Raw genomic sequence first — 20,834 nt, 5'->3', positions numbered from 1 at the left:
CCCGATGAACCACCTGAAAATGCTGTTTTTTGTAAGCTCGATACTGGTCTCGGCTTCTGTGTGGGCTGAAAGCGGCGGAGATCGTGTGATTGAGCGTATGGAAGGTTTGCGCGACAAGGCCGAGGCCACGTTGATGAAAGCTGAACAAGCCCCTGAAGGAGAGCGTCACGTCCACATGGCAGAACACATGAAGATGCTTGGCGACATCATGAGCCAGCTCCACAACGATCACCCAGATGCCTCAATGTCACCCCAACAGCATCTAGCCTGGATGGAGAAGCACGACAAAATTGTTGACGACGTTTTGCGCCAGATGCAGCGCGAGCACAAATTGATGCTTTCAGAAAACCATCAATAAACGCCCCCAGGATAAGTACTTGTCAGCATCTTGTTGCGGCGTCAATTGGACGCCGTATCTATTTAGAAAACTGACAAAGAAGTAATGCCCAAGTCAGTTAGCTGGCAGCTGAGCATCATTAGCATAGCCAATGTTCCCACGTATTCCTGAGGTCACCATGAAAACTACGCTCGCTACCCCGTTCATCGCAGCAATGACCCTTTTTTTCGCTGCTACGGCTATGGCTAATGCTGGGCATGGACAAGACGACATAGGCCAGCCTGGTGTGGCCTCTGACGTTACCCGCACTGTAGAGGTCGAGATGGGCGACATTTTTTTCAAGCCTAAAAGCATCGACGTAAAACCTGGTGAAACAATCCGCTTTGTCCTTCGCAACGAGGGTTCGCTGCTGCATGAGTTCAACATCGGCAAAGCCGCTGCTCATGCAGCACACCAGAAAGAAATGGCAAGCATGTTCAAGAACGGAACATTAAGCCCTACCGGTACCGGGAAGATGAGCGGCATGAGCCACGGCATGGGCGGAATGAAGATGGTCGCAATGGAGCATGACGACCCTAACAGTGTCCTGATTGAGCCTGGCTCAACCCAAGAGCTGATCTGGACCTTCAACGACAGTGCAGGGCTTCAGTTTGCCTGCAACGTGCCGGGGCATTACCAATCGGGAATGGTCGGCGAATTTGATCTGAAATAAACCGGAGTCGGCTGTTTCTGCCGGCCCGACGCAAGAGTTGGCTACGCTAAGTCGCAAGTAACATAGCAACGCTTCTCAGCCGGGGTCCGTGCGGAAACATCACCGCACCACTGTGGAGCCGCAAATCAGCGTTGTACTGAATATGCTCATTTCTAGTAGCACCTTACAAGGGGAATAGACATGCCTACCACCTCTGGCCATCACGACCATAATCACACCCATGCTGCTTCCCGGGATGATGCTGATCTACATGACCCGGTGTGTGGAATGGCAGTCACTTCGTCGAGTGAATTTGCTGAGACTTACCAAGGACAGACGTATCGGTTCTGTAGCCTGAAATGTCAGGAGAAGTTTCGAGCGGACCCTGAGCGCTACAGTGGCCACGTGGTGCGCAACGAGTCAGGCAGCACAACGCCGGAGTCTGCGGTACAAACGGGCACTGAATTTACGTGCCCGATGCATCCTGAAATACGGCAGACCGGCCCCGGTAACTGTCCTAAATGTGGCATGGCACTAGAGCCTGTCATGCCGGCGCTTGATGAAGAAGAAAATCCTGAACTCCGGGATTTCAATCGCCGCTTCTGGTGGTCGCTGCCCTTAACCGTGGTCGTAACCGTGCTCGCGATGGCGGGTCACTCGTTACAACTTCTTCATGGTTCGGCTCAAAACTGGATCGAGTTCGCTCTGGCGACACCCGTGACCTTATGGGCAGGATGGCCTTTTTTTGTAAGGGGACTGGCCTCGGTTAAAAATCGCAGTCCCAACATGTGGACTCTGATTGGGTTGGGCACCGCCGCAGCTTATCTGTACAGCGTCATAGCAACGCTCTTCCCCCAAAGTTTTCCCTCCAATTTCATGCAAGATGGACGTATCGGCGTTTACTTCGAAGCGGCAGCGGTCATCATCTCGCTCACGTTGCTTGGCCAGATCCTTGAGCTCAAAGCCCGATCACAAACTTCCGCCGCCATTAAGTCTCTTCTCGGCCTTTCGCCCAAAACTGCACGCCGGATCAATGCCGATGGCCAGGAGGAAGACATTCCTCTCACACATGTGCACCTGGGAGACCACTTACGGGTCAGACCGGGTGAAAAGGTGCCAGTTGATGGTTCGGTACTTGAGGGTGAAAGTGCGGTGGATGAGTCGATGCTCACTGGCGAGCCAGTCCCGGTAATGAAGAAAGCTGGAGATAGCCTGATCGGCGCCACGCTGAATACGCATGGGAGCCTGGTGATGGAGGCCCAGAAGGTCGGTGCCGAAACCATGCTGTCCCAGATCGTACAGATGGTCGCGAGAGCTCAGCGTTCCAAGGCGCCGATGCAACGAATGGCCGACTCGATTGCCGGCTACTTCGTGATGGGTGTTATCGCGATTGCGATAATGACATTTATCGGTTGGGGGCTTTTCGGCCCTGAGCCCAGTTGGGTGTTTGGTCTAATCAACGCTGTCGCCGTGCTGATCATCGCTTGTCCCTGTGCGTTGGGACTTGCTACGCCTATGTCGATCATGGTGTCGACAGGTAAAGCAGCCAGCATGGGTGTTTTGTTCAGAGATGCCAGTGCAATTGAAAGCCTTTGCAGAATCGACACGCTGATTGTCGACAAGACAGGCACCCTGACAGAGGGACGGCCCGTGTTTCACAGCGTGGAGGCCACTCCCACCTTCAATCCCGACGACGTCCTTCACCTGGCTGCCAGCCTTGATCAGGGCAGCGAGCATCCTTTAGCACATGCGATCGTCGATCACGCCCGAGCCGAGAACATAAAGCTCACCAAGCCCGAATCCTTTGAGTCGGATTCGGGTATCGGCGTCAGTGGCGTTGTCGATGGCAAGAAGCTCCAGCTGGGGAACACAGCGTTGATGGAAGCCGCAGGCGTGAGCACCAACTCCCTACAAGAGCGCGCTGAGGTGTTGCGACTTGACGGCATCAGTATTATCTACCTCGCCGTCGACGGCGCATTGGCAGGTTTGTTGGCCGTATCAGATCCGATCAAGCCAACCTCAAAAGAGGCCGTCACCAAGCTTAAGGCTCACAACGTGAAAATCATCATGGCTACTGGGGACGGGCTTACTACCGCTCGGGCTGTCGCCAGGGAGATGGGGATTGAAGAGGTCCACGGTGAAGTCAAACCCCAAGACAAGGAACGTCTGGTGGCAGACCTACAGCAACACGGGCGAAAAGTGGCCATGGCAGGTGACGGTATCAACGATGCTCCGGCCCTGGCGCGAGCAGATGTGGGGATAGCCATGGGAACGGGGACTGACGTGGCGATGAATAGCGCGCAACTCACGCTGGTCAAAGGTGACCTGATGGGGATCTTACGAGCACGAGCTCTTTCGGTCGCCACAGTTAAAAACATGCGCCAGAATTTGGGCTTTGCTTTTCTCTACAACTCAATGGGTATACCTCTTGCCGCTGGTTTGCTCTATCCATTGACGGGGCACCTCCTGTCGCCAATGATCGCTGCCATAGCCATGAGCGTCAGTTCCGCGTCGGTAGTTTTCAATGCATTGAGGCTGAGGAATACCCGAGTTGACTGACCTTCAAAATTGCAGCGGTTTTAACTCGGGGGGAATGGCGATCCATGTGCTTTCTTCAATCCCTTTAAGCGCGCATTCGCCCTTTGCACAGCGGCCATTTTTTCGGGCCGCTTCATGCGCTTCCACTTTCTGATGTCTTCCTTATTCCGCCCGCAGCTCACACACAGATCACCACTGAGTTGGCAAACCGAGATACAAGGATTCTCGATTTCTTTTGCCATGGTCAGTCCCCCTTAGCTTTATGTAGTTGAGCCACGCGACGTTTCCAGTCGCCTATGTGCGTGCGTTGGCACTCTTGCTCCGAGTCAAAGCGGACATTGCGGTCTGAAACAGGCAGGTCAAGATTGGCCTCTTTCAAGGCGATCGCCGTCAACTCAAAGATGCGGGCCTTCGCGTCAATCTCGGCCCGCTTCCTGTCAGCCAGGGTTTCGAACACCCAGATGACCTTCAGGGTTTCAGCCAACGCACTTAGGTCAGCGGTGTGAGTGAGCCAAATAAACCCCTTTATCTCGTCCTTTGCTGTTTCGCACGCGTCGGTGAGCGTGACGATCAACTGGCGCTCGATCCGAGCCAGTTCACGTTTACCGGGCGGCATCGGTGTGTCCTATAGAGGTTGTGCTGGACAGGCGCTGAGTCATGTCTGCCGGAACTCGACGGTCAGGTGGCTGACTTCGTGAACTGTTTTGAGACGCTCACGAATGCTCTCGGCGTTCACAGTGGCTTCACCTAGAACGCTGACGATCGCCGCGCACGCTTGAGGTCCCACCCTCCAAACGTGCAAGTCTGTAATGGTAGCGCCACCAGGTTTCTCAACGAGTTCGCGGATTTCCTCGGCAACGTGCGCGTCGGTCTGATCGAGCAACACGCCCGCAGTTACCCCCATCAAGGTCCAGGCCCAACGCGCGATAACGATAGCGCCGACGATACCCATGACCGGGTCGAGCCACACCCAACCCAGATATCGACCGGCAAGCAAGGCAGCGATGGCCAGAATCGACGTCAGCGCGTCTGCAACGACGTGGACATAGGCGGACCTCAAGTTGTTGTCGTTTCCGTTGTGGGCATGAGGGTGATCGTGGTCGTGCCCATGTCCATGTCCATGCCCATGCCCATGCCCATGACCCAGCAGCAGGGCACTGACAATGTTGACGAGCAAACCGACAACGGCGATGAGGGTCGCGGTGCCAAACTGAACCGGTGTTGGCTGCAACAAACGCATGAACGATTCAACGCCAATGCCCAACGAAATCATGCCAAGAATCAGCGCCGAGGCGAACCCGCCCAAGTCTCCAACCTTTCCTGTACCGAAACTGTAGCGCTGGCTGGTAGCGTGGCGTTTTGCGTATCCGTAAGCGGCCGCCGCGATGCCCAATGCGCCGGCATGGGTTGCCATGTGGAAGCCATCGGCCAGTAACGCCATCGAACCCGTGATATAGCCGGCGGTGATCTCCCCGATCATCATTACCACCGTGAGTGCTACAACCCAAAGCGTACGCTTGGCATTCTCATCGTGCGCTGAGCCTAGAAACACGTGGTCGTGTGTGTAATCGATGTCGGTCCTGCTCATACGTGTTTACCTGGATGCATTCACTTGGAGTACCGGCGGATAGCTTCAAGAAGCTCTTCGACGCCCTTGTTACGCTCTTCTTCGCTGAGCGCGGGGTTCGCGACATGTGCTCGTGCGTGATCCTCGATGATCTCCTCCATCAGCCCGTTGATGGCACCCCGAGTGGCCGCAACAAGATGTAGTGTCTTGGCGCAGTCGAAGTCCGATTCCAATGCTCGTTCAACAGCTTGAATTTGCCCGGCAATACGTTTTACACGTTTAAGAAGATCGTCTTTGTGTGATGCGATATGACCCACGCTATACCCCCCCTACCTATATAGGGTCGCATGATAGGCCTCCCCCCTATACCTATGCAAGGTTCGCGGGAGGACAGATCAAAGCCGTTGACGAAACGAGAGGCATACAAAATCGTTGGATCAAGCGAGAGAGCCGCAATGTTGCCGTTAGCCGACCTTTACCGACGAGAACAATAGGGCGCACTCCTGGAAACCGTTCAAATGGTAGCGAGCTAATTAGCAGCCGAGTGGTCAAGTCCCGTAAAACTTCTCGAAATCTGCGCTCACGGCTTTGATTAGATAATCGTTGACCTTGCCATGGTGTCAACGTCGATGCTGTCGCTGCGGGGAAAAGACACCGCTCAGCACGAGGGTAATTCACATGGTCGTCTTAGATGTATCAGGCATTGGTTGCGGCAGCTGCGTCGGCAAAATCACCAGAGCGATCCAGGCACTGGACGACAACGCTACGGTCTCCGTCGATCGATCAACCGGTAAGGTGAGTGTTGAAAGTAGCGAAAACGCTGAACAGCTCCGTAAAGCTGTGGAGGCTGTTGGTTTTCCTTCCAAGATCAGCCATTGAATGGAGACGCCTGCTCCTGAGTAGAGCGTCGTCTGATGGTGAATACCTTTGAATCCGAAAGTACCTGAGCCGCTGTATCGGCCAAAGTTGGCTCGCATGCGCCTATGCTGCTAGTCACCGCGCAGAGCTTTGAGCAAACCCTTGAATGCTCCATTTAGCCGAGTAAAAGCGGCATCGAAACGTATCGCGTTTTCCGTGTATTTCGCGACCTCGACCTGCTGATCGACAGTATTTTGGTCCAAGGCAGGCTGAGCCGGCGTGCTGTAAAGCAAGTCGCGCCCGTATATAGCCACCGCCGATTCTTTCTTAAGAAAATGCTTTGCGTTTGTTGTTTTCAAAGAAAACGCAGTGGTAGCAGGTTCTTTGGTTTGGCTGGCGAGCACAGTAGAAAAATCCAAGTCTTGGGCTTTGAAGTTCGGAGTGTCAGCGTTCGCGATATTGTTACTTAAGATCTCAGCTCTTTGGCCACGATAAACTAACGCTCTTTCTGCGGAGCCTAATGCTTTCTCAAAATTAATACTCACAATTAATCACCCTCGGTGGCATTACTATCTTCTTTGATCATTGAACACCCAGCTGTTGCAGCAGAGCATTCAAGTCTCCTATTAATTTTAATGCAGAGACCTAGAACATCGCCTCCGTGAGAATTAATGGAACCCAAAGCAATGATTACACTTCAATCTTATATTCAATAAAAGTCGCGCAATGCGAAAAGATGGAGACCATACGTATTAAATAGCGTGTACTTCAAGAAAAATATTCCAAACTGACACAACTGTAATATTGGCCTAAGCTTCCTGACAGGGGGTGTCTCTTATAGTCCAACTGAGTCTTTTGCTCACCCCCAAAGAGTCCAATCCATGATGTGATTCAGAGGGGATATTTTCACACATCTGAGGTAGCCCATATGAACACCATCAAAACCTTGTTCGTCGTCGCAGCGCTGACTGTTTCCACTCTGGCCATGGCTGAAGGCGGTGGTGACCGGACTTTCGCACGTATGGAAGTGGCCAGGACGAATTCGATGGAATCGTACCAGGTAGCTCAAACGCAGAGCGCTCAACCGCCTGTCGCTGAAAGCAAAGCCAAAGCGATGGACCATAAAAACTGCTGAACGATCAGGCACGCGGCCAAGCTGACAGAAATGTAATCACGAAGGTGGTTTAGATGTGGCAATTTCTGAGCTCGCTTGCAATGAAAAATTCGTCTTTTTTTCGGTACGCGAAGCTCATCTTGCCAACTCACGGGTTGATTTGAACGGCTCCCTTTTGACTGATTGGAAATAAACGGCATGCATTCCAAAACCTCTAGACGGACATTCGTTAAAGGCCTGGCCGCCGGCGGCATCCTTGGTGGCCTTGGTCTGTGGCGCACTCCTGTATGGGCAGTGACCAGTCCCGGCCTGCCGAGCGTCCTCACCGGCAACGAATTTGATCTGTTTATTGGTGAAACGCCGGTAAACATCACTGGCTCGCCGCGCACAGCCATGACCATCAATGGCTCGTTGCCGGGGCCTTTGCTGCGTTGGCGCGAAGGGGAGACGGTCACTCTGCGCGTGAAGAACCGTCTGGATCAAGACACCTCCATCCACTGGCACGGCATTATTTTGCCTGCCAACATGGATGGCGTACCGGGTTTGAGCTTCCACGGCATCGCGCCCGACGGCATGTACGAATACAAGTTCAAGGTGCATCAAAACGGCACGTACTGGTACCACAGCCATTCTGGGTTGCAAGAGCAGGCAGGTGTTTACGGGCCAATAGTCATCGATTCGAAAGAGCCTGAGCCGTTTCAATACAATCGCGACTATGTGGTGATGCTGACTGACTGGACCGATGAGGATCCTGGGCGCGTCATGGCCAAACTCAAGAAACAATCGGACTACTACAACCACCACAAACGTACCGTGGGCGACTTCATCGACGACGTCAGCAAGCAAGGTTGGTCTGCTGCCGTCGCCGACCGGAAAATGTGGGCCGAAATGAAAATGAACCCAACTGATCTGGCAGACGTCAGCGGGGATACTTACACCTACCTCATGAATGGCCAAGCGCCGAACGGCAACTGGACCGGTATTTTTAAGCCTGGCGAGAAGCTACGCCTGCGCTTTATCAATGGCTCAGCGATGAGCTATTTCGATGTTCGCATTCCTGGTTTGAAAATGACCGTGGTGGCGGCCGACGGCCAATATGTCCAACCAGTCAGTGTCGATGAATTCCGCATCGCCGTGGCAGAAACCTATGATGTGATTGTTGAGCCTGCCACCGAGGAGGCTTACACAATCTTCGCCCAGTCCATGGATAGAACCGGCTATGCGCGGGGGACCTTGGCAGTTCGTGAAGGACTGAAAGCACCGGTACCGGCGATCGATCCGCGTCCGCTGTTGACCATGGATGACATGGGCATGGGCGGTATGGCTGGCATGGACCATGGCAGCATGGCTGGCATGGGCGGCGGCGATATGAAACCGGGTGACATGTCAGGTATGGCTGGCATGGATCACAGCAAGATGCAGGGAATGGACGAAGGTGGCATGACCGGGATGACCGGCATGGACAGTGGTGACATGACTAATATGGCCGGCATGGACCATAGCAAGATGGCAGGTATGGACAAAGGTGACATGTCCAACATGGCCGGCATGGACCACAGCAAGATGGCGGGGATGGACAAAGGTGACATGCCCAACATGGCCGGCATGGATCACAGCCAGATGGGAGGCATGGGGGGCATGGGAGGCGAGATGCAATCTCACCCAGCGTCCGAAACCAACAACCCGTTGGTTGACATGCAGGCCATGAACCCAACGCCAAAACTGAACGATCCAGGTATCGGTTTGCGGAACAACGGTCGACGCGTGCTCACTTACTCAGATCTGAAGAGCACTTTCCAGGACCCTGATGGCCGAGAGCCCAATCGCACCATTGAGCTGCATCTGACCGGTCACATGGAAAAGTTTTCCTGGTCCTTCAACGGCATCAAATTTTCTGATGCTGAGCCCCTTCGCCTCAAGTACGGGGAGCGTCTTCGCATCACCTTGGTAAACGACACCATGATGACGCACCCCATCCACCTTCATGGAATGTGGAGCGACCTTGAAGATGAAAACGGCAAGTTCATGGTACGTAAGCACACAATCGACATGCCACCGGGTACCAAGCGCAGCTATCGAGTCACCGCCGATGCTTTAGGTCGCTGGGCCTATCACTGCCACCTGCTTTTCCATATGGAAATGGGCATGTTCCGTGAAGTACGGGTTGATGAGTAAAGGAGACGATCTGTGAGCACACACCTAAATCGTAAATCGCTGGTCGGTTGCCTCTTTGCCTTTGGCCTGATGGGTGGATTCTCCTGCGTAGCATTGGCAGTCGAAGAACGTGGTGATCCTTCACCTGCTACTTCTGCGGATGCGCCGAACAAGACTGCGACCACGTCAAACGAGGCAACGCCGAATCACGCGACGATGCCTCATACCAAGATGCGCCATGAGTCGATGGATCATGACCAAGAAAACAAGAAGGCGGATTGAGATCATGACCAGGAATTTTTTACGCCCAACGTTGATGGTATTGGCAGTTTCTACGAGTCCTGTCTTCTTTGCCGTGGCTCACGCCGCTGAAGAGATGGATCACTCCAAGATGAACCATGGCTCCATGGGAGCGATGGACCATAGCAACATGGGGGCTATGGAGCACAGCAAGATGAAAATGGACGACGGTCAAATGACCGGCATGGAAAGTATGGATGAAGGGACGACGACAACCAGTCGAACCCCTATCCCCGTTCTTACCGATGCTGACCGTGCAGCCGCCTTCCCAGATGTCGCTGGTCATGGTGTCCACGACAAAACAATCAACTCTTTCATGCTGCTGGATAAGTTTGAATACCAGGATGCTGACAACGGTAGTGCGTTGGCCTGGGATGCGAAAGGATGGATCGGCGGTGACATTGATCGACTGTGGTTGCGCTCGGAAGGCGAACGTACCAATGGCGTGACGGAAAGCGCTGAATTATCCGCGCTCTGGGGGCACTCCATCGGACCGTGGTGGGACGTCGTCACCGGTGTACGACAGGATTTCAAACCAGGGTCCCCTCAAACCTGGGCCGCACTCGGCATTCAGGGCATGGCCCTCTACAACTTCGAGGCCGAAGCAACTGCCTACATCGGTGAGAACGGTCAATCGGCTGCTCGACTGGAAGGCGATTACGACATTCTGCTGACGAATCGATTGATCTTGCAGCCGACGGCCGAGGTCAATTTTTATGGGAAGAATGACCCTCAGCGCGGCATCGGGTCCGGATTAGCCAACACCGAAGTGGGGCTCCGATTGCGTTATGAGATTGTCCGCCAATTTGCCCCTTATATCGGGGTGAGTTGGAGCCGTTCCTATGGCAATACGGCAGACTTTGCACGTGAGGAAGGTGAAGATGCCAGCGAGGCACGCTTTGTCGCCGGTATACGGATGTGGTTCTGAGAACCGGGCATGAAGATTACACTGAAGGCACTAATAGCTGCTGGTCTGGCCACCGTAGCAGCGGCTGCCGGCGTGGTGTATTTCGGCGTGATCAATGTCGGGGCGGATGATCCCCACTCTGCCCCCGTCTACGCGCTACTTTCTATTGCTCGGGATCGCTCGATACACGTGCGCTCGCGCGACATTCAGGTCCCCGACCTGAGCCAAGAAGCTCTCATCCGTGAAGGTGCTGGCAACTACAACTCGATGTGTGTCGGTTGCCATTTGGCTCCGGGGCTTGCAGGCACCGAACTGAGTAACAGCCTTTACCCTGCACCTCCGAATCTTTCGAAACTGGGCGTCGACGGGCACCCAGCTGCAGCTTTTTGGATCATCAAACACGGAATCAAATCCACCGGCATGCCCGCGTGGGGCAAAAGCATGGCCGATCCGTACATATGGGGGATGGTCGCATTTCTCCAGCAGCTTCCGTCACTTGATACAGAGCAATACAAAGCCCTGATCACGAGTAGCGGTGGCCATCAACACGGTGGTGGCGAAAGCGTGATGCACAACCATGAGGGTCAACATGGAACGACCCAGGGGCAAAGTGGCGCAGGTGCTGCCAACCAAAGGGCGGAAGTCCGCGCTAATGATGACGAGAAAAACACGGCACATGCCCATGGCCCCTCCGCAGCGCCGTCTGCAAAGGAGCCTGCGGACCACGCCGATCATAAGGGTAGGGAAGCTTCAGATGACGCGGCCCCGACTCCAACCGTACAGCCCAAATCACATACACATACTGATGGGAAGGAACATACCCATGCGAAATAATTCTCTTCGTCGCAGACGGGCACTTCGTCTCGCTGCTCTCGTGGCTCTGTTCATCAGTTCAGCCAGTCACGCAGCAGAGCCATTGACGATCGATGTACATCGCGACGCTAATTGCGGATGCTGCAAGAAATGGGTCCAGCACCTTGAAGCCAGCGGCTTTACCGTCGTTGATCACGTGGAAACCAACATGAGCGCGATCAAGCGCGGTCTCGGGATTTCTCCTGAGCTCTCGTCCTGTCACACAGCAACCATCAACGGAAAGTTTGTTGAAGGTCACGTGCCCGCCGAGCAAATCATTGCGATGAGCAAACGTGATGACCTGCTCGGGATTGCCGTTCCAGGCATGCCGGCCGGCTCCCCAGGAATGGAAGTGGACGGGAAACATGACGCGTATAACGTAATCGGCTTGTCAAAGGCAGGCACAGACCACGTCGTTGCTGAATACCCCGAAAACTGATCTTCTAATCTCACTCCTGCATGCTGAAGGTCATGGCCGTGCAGAGGACATAGCTCATTTCGAACGTAAAAAAGGCGCCACTAGGGCGCCTAAACCACCTCCCAAACCAAAGGAAAAACAAGGAGGCGGGATGTATCAGGTGGTCGAGCAATTGTTTACTGCACGTTAGAAACCCTTCGACTGACGGAATGATTTCATAAAATGGATAACTTCAGGCTTTCCTGAAAATTACTTCTACGTCAGCGAGCAGTAAGCTAGTTTCGGACAAAGGAAAATTATGCAGTTCTTAAATAATTTTCATTGTCTAGCTTCCATGGGGGCAGTTGTCGGCCATGACCTTATATTCCACGGTGTTAAGCTTGCCCGTAGAGTCTTCATAGGTCATGCGTGAAGGAGCAACCCCACAGGTTTTATTGGCTTGCGTGACACTGACGACCTTCTGGATATCGAGGTTCATACCATATTCATAATGAACAACTTCAGGAGGAGTCTTGCCGTTCCTTGAGGCATATTGCTCCATTGCTTGTTGGTTCTCTTGCATCATTCGACCATACACGCGGTCACCGCCTCCTTCAGCCATGGCTAATGAAGATAAGGTCAAAATCGAAGCGGCGCAAAACGCTTTCACTGCTGTCATTGCTTTCATGATTTTCTCCTAAAGCTCAATTTACTGAGTTAAAGAGTAACAAGTGAAAGCTTTCAGAAAGCTGCCGCGAAGGTTACTAATGTGAAAGGTGGACGCTACCCCGCATTTACGCTTTCAAGCCAGATAGGATTTTTGTTAACACCCAAGGTTGGCAGACGGTGACGGAACAAAGATGCCCTCAAAAGCTTATTTGAACCGGTGGTCCCTCCCAATTCCTCGATACGCCGGTAGACCTGAGCAGGACCTCCGCGTCGACCCCGGTTCTTGCCAGGCTTTCCAGATCCCACTCGAAGAAACTGCAAAAAGCCAGGAAAACCTTGCTTGATACCGCTGAGGTCAATCTTACCGTCGAGTAATTCACGGGGAGCTTCATCCTGATGAGTTCAGAGACAGTCCACACTAAAGTTCTTAGACGGAAATGCCATACTGACTCCTGATGAATCTTGATCTGTTGATAAGTAAGAGGGAACCTCTGCTTGCGTAGATCCAGCTCATGAGGTAACGAACCTGGGAGCAGCGATTGTAAATTCCGAATGTTCACTCTCTTCGGATCTTTCGTAACTTTATACAGCTCATCTACGCCCGCTTCGATAAGGGCTGCATAGGCGTCGTCTCTTGAGTCGACGGACTTTTCGACCTTAACTGTAGCTTTTTTAGGGGCATGGAGTTTTGCCATTAACCATGCGTTATCATTTTCTAGAATCCATTGCGTAGGTTTGTACGCCTTCTTCCAGAGGTACTCGATATTGGCATCGGTACGTAGCGCTAAAAGCAACTCGATTTTTTGGCGATATCTAGTTTTTTGACTAAGACGCGATTCTTCGACTTTGGGCGCTCGCGGAGAAACAGCGGCACTCAGCAGAATAGACTCATTCTTCAGAGCCTCTTCAAAGCCATCTGCACTGGAAAACAAATGAAGAGCAATGATCAAATGCCGCGCGAGCGGCATATTTAGCTGACCTTTATCTGATTTGAGCCGGATCCATTGCTCATGCTTTCCGGTGTTGTAGGCTGGATCAATCTGCGCCAAAAGCTCATCGCCGTAAGCGCTTTGGATGCTGTCGAATAGTTTTGCGATACCCGCATTTTTTCCGAAAATGAATCCGCGTTTCTTGCATTGGCGGACGTAGCACGAACTTAATACCGTACTGCCTATCGGAGGGATATTGCGTTGCAGGATATCGTGTGCGAACAGAGCGACTTTCTGTTCCATCTTTGACCCCTTGTGTATTGCTGCGCTGTTTAACGGGCTCCAGCCGCATGCGCATGGCTCAGTCAGATTGGGAAGCAGCTTCAATTTACGGTAGAACGGGCGAGAGCACTCGGGGCAGGCATGGATCAATGCGTCGCCATGACGCCAACAGACGGCAACACCGGGTATCTGGTGAGATCGATGCCAGTAGGCAGAACCCCGCTCAATCAAATCTTCCTGAACGCAGGTAGGACAAAGCTTAGCCTTGCCATGGGTGGACTCTTCTCTGCGGGGCACCCGTACCACCCCGTCATAACCCAGTGGCCCTACGTCGTTCTCTGGCCCCTGCTTAACCCCAAGAAACGGTCGGTAAGCAGGAAAAGTAGTATTGCTTCTGATCAACTCTGCGAGATTGCTCTCCGATTGCCCCGGCAGCCTGTGCGCGAGCCTCTCGATCTGCTTGGGTACGATGCCACCGATGCAAAAGGGTTTCGATGCGAACAAATCGCGATAGGTTTCCGTCGCGGTTCTGTTACCTGACAGATAGTGATATCGGGTGACACGAGAGTAAAGCATTTCATCCGGCATCGAAACGGGGAAAAATAATAGATCAGACATCATTTACCGATTAAAGGTAGGGCTCGAAGAGAATGTGCATCCGGGGGCAGTATATATGCAACCCCTAAAATTCTGCATCCGGTCTGGATTTGAAATGACAAGCCGCTCAACTTTGAATCGTAGTGAATTCATCTAAATCCTGCCGCGCCCGTATTCCTCGAATACAAAACACGTATCGATAAACCCGCGTAGGTCAGCCCATGCCGGTTGCAAAACTATTTCAGTTGATCGCGGGTTAGTACGTTTACATGCTGATCGTGATGATCCAGCGTATGCCGGACCTATTCTGGAGGGGAATTTTTTCATTAACAGAAAAATAATGGGTTTATGGTGAATTGATTTAGAACTTTTTAGATGGAGGGGGAATGCCCAGCTGGATTACAGCATGGGTCGAATGCTCGCGACCCTGTAGAGCGAAGAACGTGATACAGCCTTGCCCTCTGAGAGCAATTGGCGTCTAGCCCATCGCAGACGCCTATCGTGAAAGCCTTCGATTGGTTCACATACTTTTTCGAGCATTGCGGCACACAGAGGAAGCTTGCAAAGCTGCTTTTCGAAGCGAGAAAGAACATGAAGCTCCCGACCTATCCTGGTACGCGAAATGCGGACAGGCTTACCCGCAAGAGCATAAAGCGCGTCGGCACACTGACGGACTTCGCCGGCCAGTCTCGCATCGAGGGCAGCGAACATTTCGGTGCTATTTAGACGAGGCGTACGATGGGGGCTTGGGTTTGCAGTTGACTCCGAAAGCCACTGCTTATCGTGGCGATACAGCCACGCATACCCCCTGCATGCATGTGCTTTGTAAAATCGATAATCAGCCTCGAAAGCCGCGCGTCTTGCGCATAGCTCAGTGTGAAATCGTGCCTCCCTCCAAGCATCTTGCCCGCCGGGTACATTTCTGATGTGACGATAGACATACGCTGATGAAACGCCTAGAACGGCAGCGATCTTTTTGGCATCAGCTCCTTCAAGAGCATGTTGCCACACAGCGGCTGACGAACAGTCCAGGCCTTCACCAGGCATCACCGGAGAAAGGCGCGCGTGAAGCCGAATGTGAGCTTTCGGATCACATGCCACCGCCTCTTTCACTGGGCATTGACCATGAAGCAAGCTCACCATTTCAACGCCCAGAGCACCGGCCAATAAAATGTATTTGAGCGGATGGTGAGAGGTTATAGGCGTACGAAGCAGCTTCGTGACCCATGAGGCGGGTGTACCTGCACGAACATCTCCGAGTATAGAAAACTCCCATTCTCGCGGGAGTGCAGCAAAAAAATCGGCCATGTGCTGCGCCAGCATGTGCAGGTGCAAGCGATGGTTATCAGAAGCAAGGTTGAGCTGCGTTGCCCTGTGTAAAAGCGTGAAGCGCACCGCCTCCGCCGACAAAGCAGTGACGTCAGACTCGAGGACCTGAAGTGAGCGCAACGCTATTTCGTGAAGCGGTGGCATGCACCGCAACGGGGTGTCGAGAAGTACTGTGTGTGCTTGCACATTCTCATCATTGGGCAGATTGAGTTGTCGAGAGCTGCGGCTGGACCAGCGAGGATCAAGGATCCTGAGTGACGTACCGTGATGCGGACATACCAGCACGCCTGGAAGCATGTGGACCCTGTGCCAGTAAGCGACTCCCCGTTGAGCCTGATCTTGTGCGATACATTCTGGGCATAACCGCACTCGGGAGGCGAATCCAATACGGCTCGCGTTGACGCCCAGCTTCAACATCAAGCCTTTCCCATCAGCGGTCATCAGCGTCCGAGCGTGTTCGACCTGGCTCATCCTCAAAAACGGCGCATAGTAGGGTAATAATGTGTGGCGCATGAGGACCTCGGCTACCGATAGCTCAGTACCGCTGGGTAGCGCATCGACAAAATCCCCTAAATGACTCGGGAATGCCACATTTTGCGAAAAAGCTGCCGCCGATTTCAGTCCGGCAAATGCTGCTTGGCAATTACGAACACCGCAAAGACGGGCATAACGAGAAATCACGCTGTGCAGCGTCTCGTCGGGAAACGCGGCGGGGAAGAAATGGAGTTTAAGTTGCACTTCACCCCCCCTCCGACTCACGCTTTGTGATACATCGGTGAGAACTCAAACAGGTCCTCGTTGAGCCAGCCCGCAGCGCGCAGAGCGTCGAGGGGAGCGTCATGTTCGCTAAGCGCTTTAGCCTCTGAGTTTTCCACAGCAGTAGCAATCGGCGATGGGTGATCTTTCGCAAAAATGGTCGGAGATGGGTCTACCGGCTTCTCACGGGATACAACGCTTCGAAGCAAGGTGAGGCGATCCTCTCGTGCCAATCCATCGAAAACCATCATTTCGCTCAGCTGATCCTCAATCGGCAGCAAATCGTCAAACTGTCGCATCCGCTTCGGATCACGGCTACGCAGAGCTGAAAGGGCTGGCTTTAGAATCTGCATTTTTGAGTTGCTTACCTTCACCAGGATCTCGGCAGTCAAACACTCCGAGCCACTCTGGACCGCATAACGCTGACTCAATACCAGCAGCTTGACCAGGAAATCCGTGACGCCTTGAGTGTGCTCATACAGCGTGTCAAAAATCTCGTCGGTCAGCTCAGCCGTCTGTTTGCACCACTGATAGCTCCAGAGATTTTCGACCAACAACCGCCACTCCTCATCATCCTTTTCGAATCGTTTGAATTCGAGCGTACCAGCACCACAAACTCGGCGGGCAGTCCGCATGGCTTCTGAGAACAGGCTAATCGTCGAGTTCGTGCCACTGAAAACCACCGGGATACCGATGTTGTTTACCAAGTGCAGGAAAAAATTCAGCATGCTCTCCTTACCACCGGTTTTCGCCAGGTGGAGGTTTTGCAGCTCGTCGATCAACAAGGCGCCGATGAAAAACGTGCTGGCCACCTGCTCCATCTGTTGCAGCGCATCATTGATGTTTCGATGCCGGTAGCGCTTGTGGTAGTCCTTGTCTCCTAGAGCGTCTCCAACCGCATAAAAAAACTGCTGGCAAAATCCAGCCAGCGATCCATCCCGAGGGCAGTCAAGCTTCAGCCATGTGATTTGGGTATGAACAAACTGCTTTCCCTCATAGCGCTCATGACGGATTGTCTGTGGATAAAGGCTCAAGATGGCGTGGAGTGCCGTTGACTTGCCAATGCCGCTCAGGCCGACGACCGTAAACGTTTCTGCAGTGGACTTGAACGCATCGTGGTAACGCTGAGCTCCCGATAAAGAATGCAAATGCCGGACGGTAGCGGGCGACATCGGGTTACGCCCGACATACCCTCGACGGATGAGCAGTGAGAACAGGGCCTCCAGTTCCAGATGTAGCAAGAACGGCTGTACGACGGTTCTCAGCCTGTCGATACAGTGAATTCGAGTGGCTCCTTCGAGCGTCAGCTCTTTCGGATCCACCGGCTGAGGAAAGTTCGAAATCAGTTCAACAGCCGCCGCCTCCGACAATATCGGAGGCAAAGCTTCGATAAGCGGGTTACCCGCATACTCACTAATGTCCTGTCTGACGTAATTGGCAAACGTCTGTGCACCTTTCATTTTGCCTGTCCTGGCCGAATTCTTTTGAGCAAATCGATAACCTGAGCGGTGCGCTCACCGGCATATGAATCATGCGCTTTCTGTGTCGTTTCAGATTGAAGTGAAGCTGGCTCCACCCTGACGCCTTCAGGAACAACCGCATTTTCACGCTCGCGGAGACGTTCTTCTGCGCGGTTCTCGCGGATGTTTCCAGTGGCCTCTGCCTTAGTAGGCGGAGCAGGTTCCTGTTTTCGTTCTGCGAGCGCGTGACTGATGATCTGGTGGACCTGATCGCTAAGCTGCACACGGCTTTCCAGCTCAGCTCGACGGCGAGTAGGCGGTTTTTGGCGATAGGCTTCGAGCAGATCAAAAATCTCGTCCGAGCGATAATTCGCGTAACCGGCATCCGATCGTCGAAGATCACAACGGATAAACTGCTTGGCCTCTCCTTGAATCCAAATGTGTGCCGCAGAGTTCGGATCGAACCAACACTCTATTGACCAAACGCCCCCTTTGCGAGCCTTGGCAAACCAATCTTTCTCTATGGCCATATCACACACGTAGTGCATGCCGCGAAACATCACTCCGCCCTTTTGAACGGTCGCGCGCTCACGCGGTAAAAGGTGGAGATAAACCAGCTCGTCGGGACGTTTGTTGGATTCGATCAGGTCGTTGTCGCAGGCCCAATTCCATATACCGTTAGGCGTAGGTTCTACGCCGTCATTCATCATCGCTTGAGTCAGTCGGTCAGGCTGTCGATGGTGACGGTTATAGTGGAGCACGCAATTGATGAGGATTTGGGTGAACTCTTTGAGGTTCAGCGTGGCATCGAGCCGGTAATCTCGCTCGCCGCGCTCTTTGTCCCGCGCAGCTACCCCGCCAGGTAGCCACCTGATACCCGTCAAATCATTCAAAATGCCAAACCGACTTTCTACCATAGGCTTCCAATCAGGCCGATAAGGTGGGGCAGTGCCCATCTCAATTCCCAACCCTGAGGATAACCCCTCTGCTGCGAGTGACAGCATCTCTCCCCGGTCGGCGTAAATCTGGTGGGGCAGGTGGTGACAATTCCAATCATCTGCATTGATGTCAACGCCGTTCTGAGCGCAGAACTCGACTTTGGAGGTAAACGCGTTGAACAGCGCTTGTCTCGCCCCATTCCAACTAGGGCCCTCCAATCCTACATAGAGACCAGCAATTATTCCGGAGAAACTATCCACTACGATATAAACAACGGGCCGACCAATGAGCATCCGTCTAGAGTAGCTGTTGACCAAATAAATATCGGCAATCGTTGCGTCGATTTCGAACTGATGACAGGGTCCACGCAGCCAATCTCGAACGGTACCTGAAAGCGGACGGCAATCCTTTAACCACCTCCTCAACCCTTTACGGCCACGCTCGGTTTCAATCTCGTCGAAAAAAATCTGTCCCCAATATTGGAACTGCCTCAAGCTGGGGAGTTCTGAACCAGGCAACAAACGAAGCTCTTCTTCACTGTTTTTAGAGATGTCTCGAACAGAGTAGAATCGTCTCAACATTTCGTCATATGCGCTCGAAATAGATGATTTCTTATCTCTTACATAAAGAGCATATCCAACACGGATGCATCGTTTATCAACTGCACTGAGCATCTTGGAAGGCGAAGTAAGAACGCCTTGAAATTTAGGCTTTCGCCCTGGTGGCCTGCTCGGATCATATTTTCTATCGGCAACACCTACCGCCGTATAATTATTAAGCAATGAGTTGCGAACTTGACCATAAAACCAATATCGGTAAAGAAGCCGATAGATCGTTTTCCGCTGGATTCCGAGCTCTGACGCCCGTCTGCTAACAAGCCGGCCTAACTCACCTCGTACAAATATTTGTCCCGGGTATTCAGGATCTAATAGAGGGGCGATGACGGCCCACTTTTCGTCCCGGCCTTGCTTGGCTCTCTCATCCAACTGTTCCTCAAGCACAAGCATAAACTCGGGCGTGGTGATGGCTGCTGGTTTGGTGTGACCAGACGCTATCGAGCGACGCAGCTCATCCAGACCAACCGCGTACGGCTGCCGGGGTGGGTCAGCTAGATCCATCAAAACTGCTAAGTCATGCGTTTCATCCTGGTAAAGGAGCCTGGCTATCGTAGCAATGACCGACAGATCGGTTACAGGCTCGAAAACGTCATTAACGAGAACAGTCATGATAATTTCTCCTTCAACGATACTTGGACAGGGCCCGGTGAAACTTCGAAGCCAGGAACTAGACCAGTAAGGTAGAGAGGAGTGTTAACCAAATCGATTTTCAGTATCTTGTTCCAAACCAGATGAAAGAAAATTGCTTGAGCGTCTATATAGGAAATGGACAGAAGTGATGCTATTTTTCTTAGACAGGTGGCCAAGGTCCACGAATATTCCCGGCTGTTTACAAGGCACTCGATAAAACTCGAATGCAACGGCGCTTTCATTAAATCACGAGAGAGCTTCGAGTACCTCCTGATTAGTCCAAGATTTTTAATCAAATCTCGTGTAAAAAACTCGTCTGTTACGATTTTCCAATCAACACCTTGGCTTTCCCAAAAACGCTTTTCAATTTCAAGTTTTTCAAGCGTTCTTTTACTTCCATTGCCAATTAAATCGGAACGATACTTCACCGTCCTAGCTACCGATTTGAAGTTTCCGCTCGGGTCCTTAACAGTTAACAGGAAGTCTGTTGTCATCACATAAGGCAGTGTTGTTCTAGGGTATCTTGGATAGCGTACATCGATCGCCGACGCTATCGCTTGCGCACGCTCTGTGGGTAGTAAAGGGTATTGCTCCCGTATATCCACGACGTCTTCAGAAAATTCACACACAAGGAAGTACGAACGCTCGAGATCTGACAGGAGGTGATGAATCCTCTCGATCTTCACGCCTTGAATCTTGTGCGAACGACCTATCGACGGGACATCTTGTACCCGCAGCCAAGGCACGTAGCTTGCCCCGGCGCCTTCGCCAAATCCATTTGCAATGTGCCGTTCAATGTCCTGCTGTGATGCAAACTTACGACCTCGCAACCCACGCCTCCTCAGTCGATGCGGACCGCTTCACCTCGCGCCGAGAAAAAGTCGTAGAAGGACACGACCGGCAAAGCGGCC

At 52.7% G+C, this 20,834-nt stretch carries 21 protein-coding genes; 10 read left to right on the top strand and 11 right to left on the bottom strand.

From position 1 onward, the window contains the following. Positions 1–4 precede the first annotated feature (4 nt). From CXF97_RS18690 to CXF97_RS18680, 3 genes are all read left to right on the top strand, one after another. Positions 5–358, top strand: a complete 354-nt coding sequence (locus CXF97_RS18690; protein ID WP_024014911.1) for a co-regulatory protein PtrA N-terminal domain-containing protein — start codon at positions 5–7, stop codon at positions 356–358. Positions 359–515: 157 nt separating this feature from the next. Further along, positions 516–1,049, top strand: coding sequence for a plastocyanin/azurin family copper-binding protein (locus CXF97_RS18685; protein ID WP_019816982.1), 534 nt, complete (start codon positions 516–518; stop codon positions 1,047–1,049). A gap of 180 nt (positions 1,050–1,229) precedes the next feature. Continuing rightward, positions 1,230–3,587: a heavy metal translocating P-type ATPase gene (locus CXF97_RS18680; protein ID WP_101159750.1), complete on the top strand. Its 2,358-nt coding sequence runs from the start codon at positions 1,230–1,232 to the stop codon at positions 3,585–3,587. Between the two features lie 20 nt (positions 3,588–3,607). Here CXF97_RS18680 and CXF97_RS18675 read toward each other — a convergent pair whose 3' ends face one another. The 4 genes from CXF97_RS18675 to CXF97_RS18660 are packed head-to-tail and all read right to left on the bottom strand — an operon-like array spanning position 3,608 to position 5,450. Continuing rightward, positions 3,608–3,808 (bottom strand): DUF1289 domain-containing protein, encoded by a 201-nt coding sequence (locus CXF97_RS18675; protein WP_019816980.1) that lies wholly within the window; start codon positions 3,806–3,808, stop codon positions 3,608–3,610. Between the two features lie 2 nt (positions 3,809–3,810). Beyond that, positions 3,811–4,182 carry a hypothetical protein gene (locus CXF97_RS18670; protein ID WP_045061253.1) on the bottom strand — a complete coding sequence of 124 codons (372 nt, stop codon included), beginning with the start codon at positions 4,180–4,182 and terminating at the stop codon, positions 3,811–3,813. A gap of 39 nt (positions 4,183–4,221) precedes the next feature. Further along, entirely contained in the window at positions 4,222–5,154 is a 933-nt protein-coding gene (gene dmeF / locus CXF97_RS18665) for a CDF family Co(II)/Ni(II) efflux transporter DmeF (RefSeq protein ID WP_019816891.1), read from the bottom strand. 20 nt (positions 5,155–5,174) lie between these two features. After that, positions 5,175–5,450 (bottom strand): metal/formaldehyde-sensitive transcriptional repressor, encoded by a 276-nt coding sequence (locus CXF97_RS18660; protein WP_019816892.1) that lies wholly within the window; start codon positions 5,448–5,450, stop codon positions 5,175–5,177. A 361-nt stretch (positions 5,451–5,811) separates the two neighbouring features. Between CXF97_RS18660 and CXF97_RS18655 the strand changes: the two genes are divergently transcribed. Next, complete coding sequence (locus CXF97_RS18655; RefSeq protein WP_019816893.1) at positions 5,812–6,012, top strand: heavy-metal-associated domain-containing protein; 201 nt, start codon at positions 5,812–5,814, stop codon at positions 6,010–6,012. 110 nt (positions 6,013–6,122) lie between these two features. Here the strand turns inward: CXF97_RS18655 and flgB are convergent, their stop codons facing one another. Then, positions 6,123–6,536: a flagellar basal body rod protein FlgB gene (flgB, locus tag CXF97_RS18650; RefSeq protein WP_019816894.1), complete on the bottom strand. Its 414-nt coding sequence runs from the start codon at positions 6,534–6,536 to the stop codon at positions 6,123–6,125. Positions 6,537–6,919: 383 nt separating this feature from the next. On the opposite strand from flgB, the gene CXF97_RS18645 reads away from it, so the two are divergent. From CXF97_RS18645 to CXF97_RS18625, 6 genes are all read left to right on the top strand, one after another. Beyond that, on the top strand, positions 6,920–7,126 hold the full coding sequence (locus tag CXF97_RS18645; protein ID WP_019816895.1) for a co-regulatory protein PtrA N-terminal domain-containing protein: 207 nt from the start codon (positions 6,920–6,922) through the stop codon (positions 7,124–7,126). A 177-nt stretch (positions 7,127–7,303) separates the two neighbouring features. After that, positions 7,304–9,280, top strand: a complete 1,977-nt coding sequence (locus CXF97_RS18640) for a copper resistance system multicopper oxidase (RefSeq protein WP_101159749.1) — start codon at positions 7,304–7,306, stop codon at positions 9,278–9,280. A 12-nt stretch (positions 9,281–9,292) separates the two neighbouring features. Then, positions 9,293–9,541: a hypothetical protein gene (locus CXF97_RS28060; protein ID WP_143170045.1), complete on the top strand. Its 249-nt coding sequence runs from the start codon at positions 9,293–9,295 to the stop codon at positions 9,539–9,541. Continuing rightward, positions 9,513–10,487 (top strand): copper resistance protein B, encoded by a 975-nt coding sequence (locus CXF97_RS18635; RefSeq protein ID WP_039593195.1) that lies wholly within the window; start codon positions 9,513–9,515, stop codon positions 10,485–10,487. Before CXF97_RS28060 ends, CXF97_RS18635 begins: the two co-directional genes overlap by 29 nt. 9 nt (positions 10,488–10,496) lie before the next feature. Further along, the gene (locus tag CXF97_RS18630; RefSeq protein ID WP_101159748.1) at positions 10,497–11,300 is read left to right on the top strand and encodes a cytochrome c; all 804 of its coding nucleotides are present in this window, start codon (positions 10,497–10,499) and stop codon (positions 11,298–11,300) included. Continuing rightward, positions 11,290–11,757, top strand: a complete 468-nt coding sequence (locus tag CXF97_RS18625) for a DUF411 domain-containing protein (RefSeq protein ID WP_032872163.1) — start codon at positions 11,290–11,292, stop codon at positions 11,755–11,757. Before CXF97_RS18630 ends, CXF97_RS18625 begins: the two co-directional genes overlap by 11 nt. 304 nt (positions 11,758–12,061) lie before the next feature. On the opposite strand, the gene CXF97_RS18620 is transcribed toward CXF97_RS18625, so the two are convergent. The 6 genes from CXF97_RS18620 to CXF97_RS18595 all read right to left on the bottom strand — a co-directional run bounded on the left by CXF97_RS18620 (position 12,062) and on the right by CXF97_RS18595 (position 20,753). Continuing rightward, a complete protein-coding gene (locus tag CXF97_RS18620; protein WP_039593249.1) occupies positions 12,062–12,394 on the bottom strand; it encodes a DUF2790 domain-containing protein in 333 nt (110 codons plus the stop codon). 187 nt (positions 12,395–12,581) lie between these two features. Continuing rightward, complete coding sequence (locus CXF97_RS18615; protein WP_256589868.1) at positions 12,582–14,213, bottom strand: TniQ family protein; 1,632 nt, start codon at positions 14,211–14,213, stop codon at positions 12,582–12,584. 378 nt (positions 14,214–14,591) lie between these two features. Continuing rightward, complete coding sequence (locus CXF97_RS18610; protein ID WP_082060923.1) at positions 14,592–16,259, bottom strand: TnsD family Tn7-like transposition protein; 1,668 nt, start codon at positions 16,257–16,259, stop codon at positions 14,592–14,594. A 17-nt stretch (positions 16,260–16,276) separates the two neighbouring features. Further along, positions 16,277–17,737, bottom strand: coding sequence for an ATP-binding protein (locus CXF97_RS18605; protein WP_019816907.1), 1,461 nt, complete (start codon positions 17,735–17,737; stop codon positions 16,277–16,279). Further along, entirely contained in the window at positions 17,734–19,902 is a 2,169-nt protein-coding gene (locus CXF97_RS18600) for a Mu transposase C-terminal domain-containing protein (RefSeq protein ID WP_045061251.1), read from the bottom strand. The genes CXF97_RS18605 and CXF97_RS18600 overlap by 4 nt, the downstream gene beginning before the upstream one ends. Beyond that, positions 19,899–20,753, bottom strand: coding sequence for a TnsA endonuclease N-terminal domain-containing protein (locus CXF97_RS18595; RefSeq protein WP_101159746.1), 855 nt, complete (start codon positions 20,751–20,753; stop codon positions 19,899–19,901). Before CXF97_RS18595 ends, CXF97_RS18600 begins: the two co-directional genes overlap by 4 nt. Positions 20,754–20,834: the final 81 nt, after the last annotated feature.

This window comes from Pseudomonas sp. Choline-02u-1 (assembly GCF_002836515.1).
Taxonomy (GTDB): Bacteria; Pseudomonadota; Gammaproteobacteria; order Pseudomonadales; family Pseudomonadaceae; genus Aquipseudomonas.
Note: the sequence above shows the minus strand (reverse complement) of the source record. Positions and strands in the feature narration are given on the sequence as shown.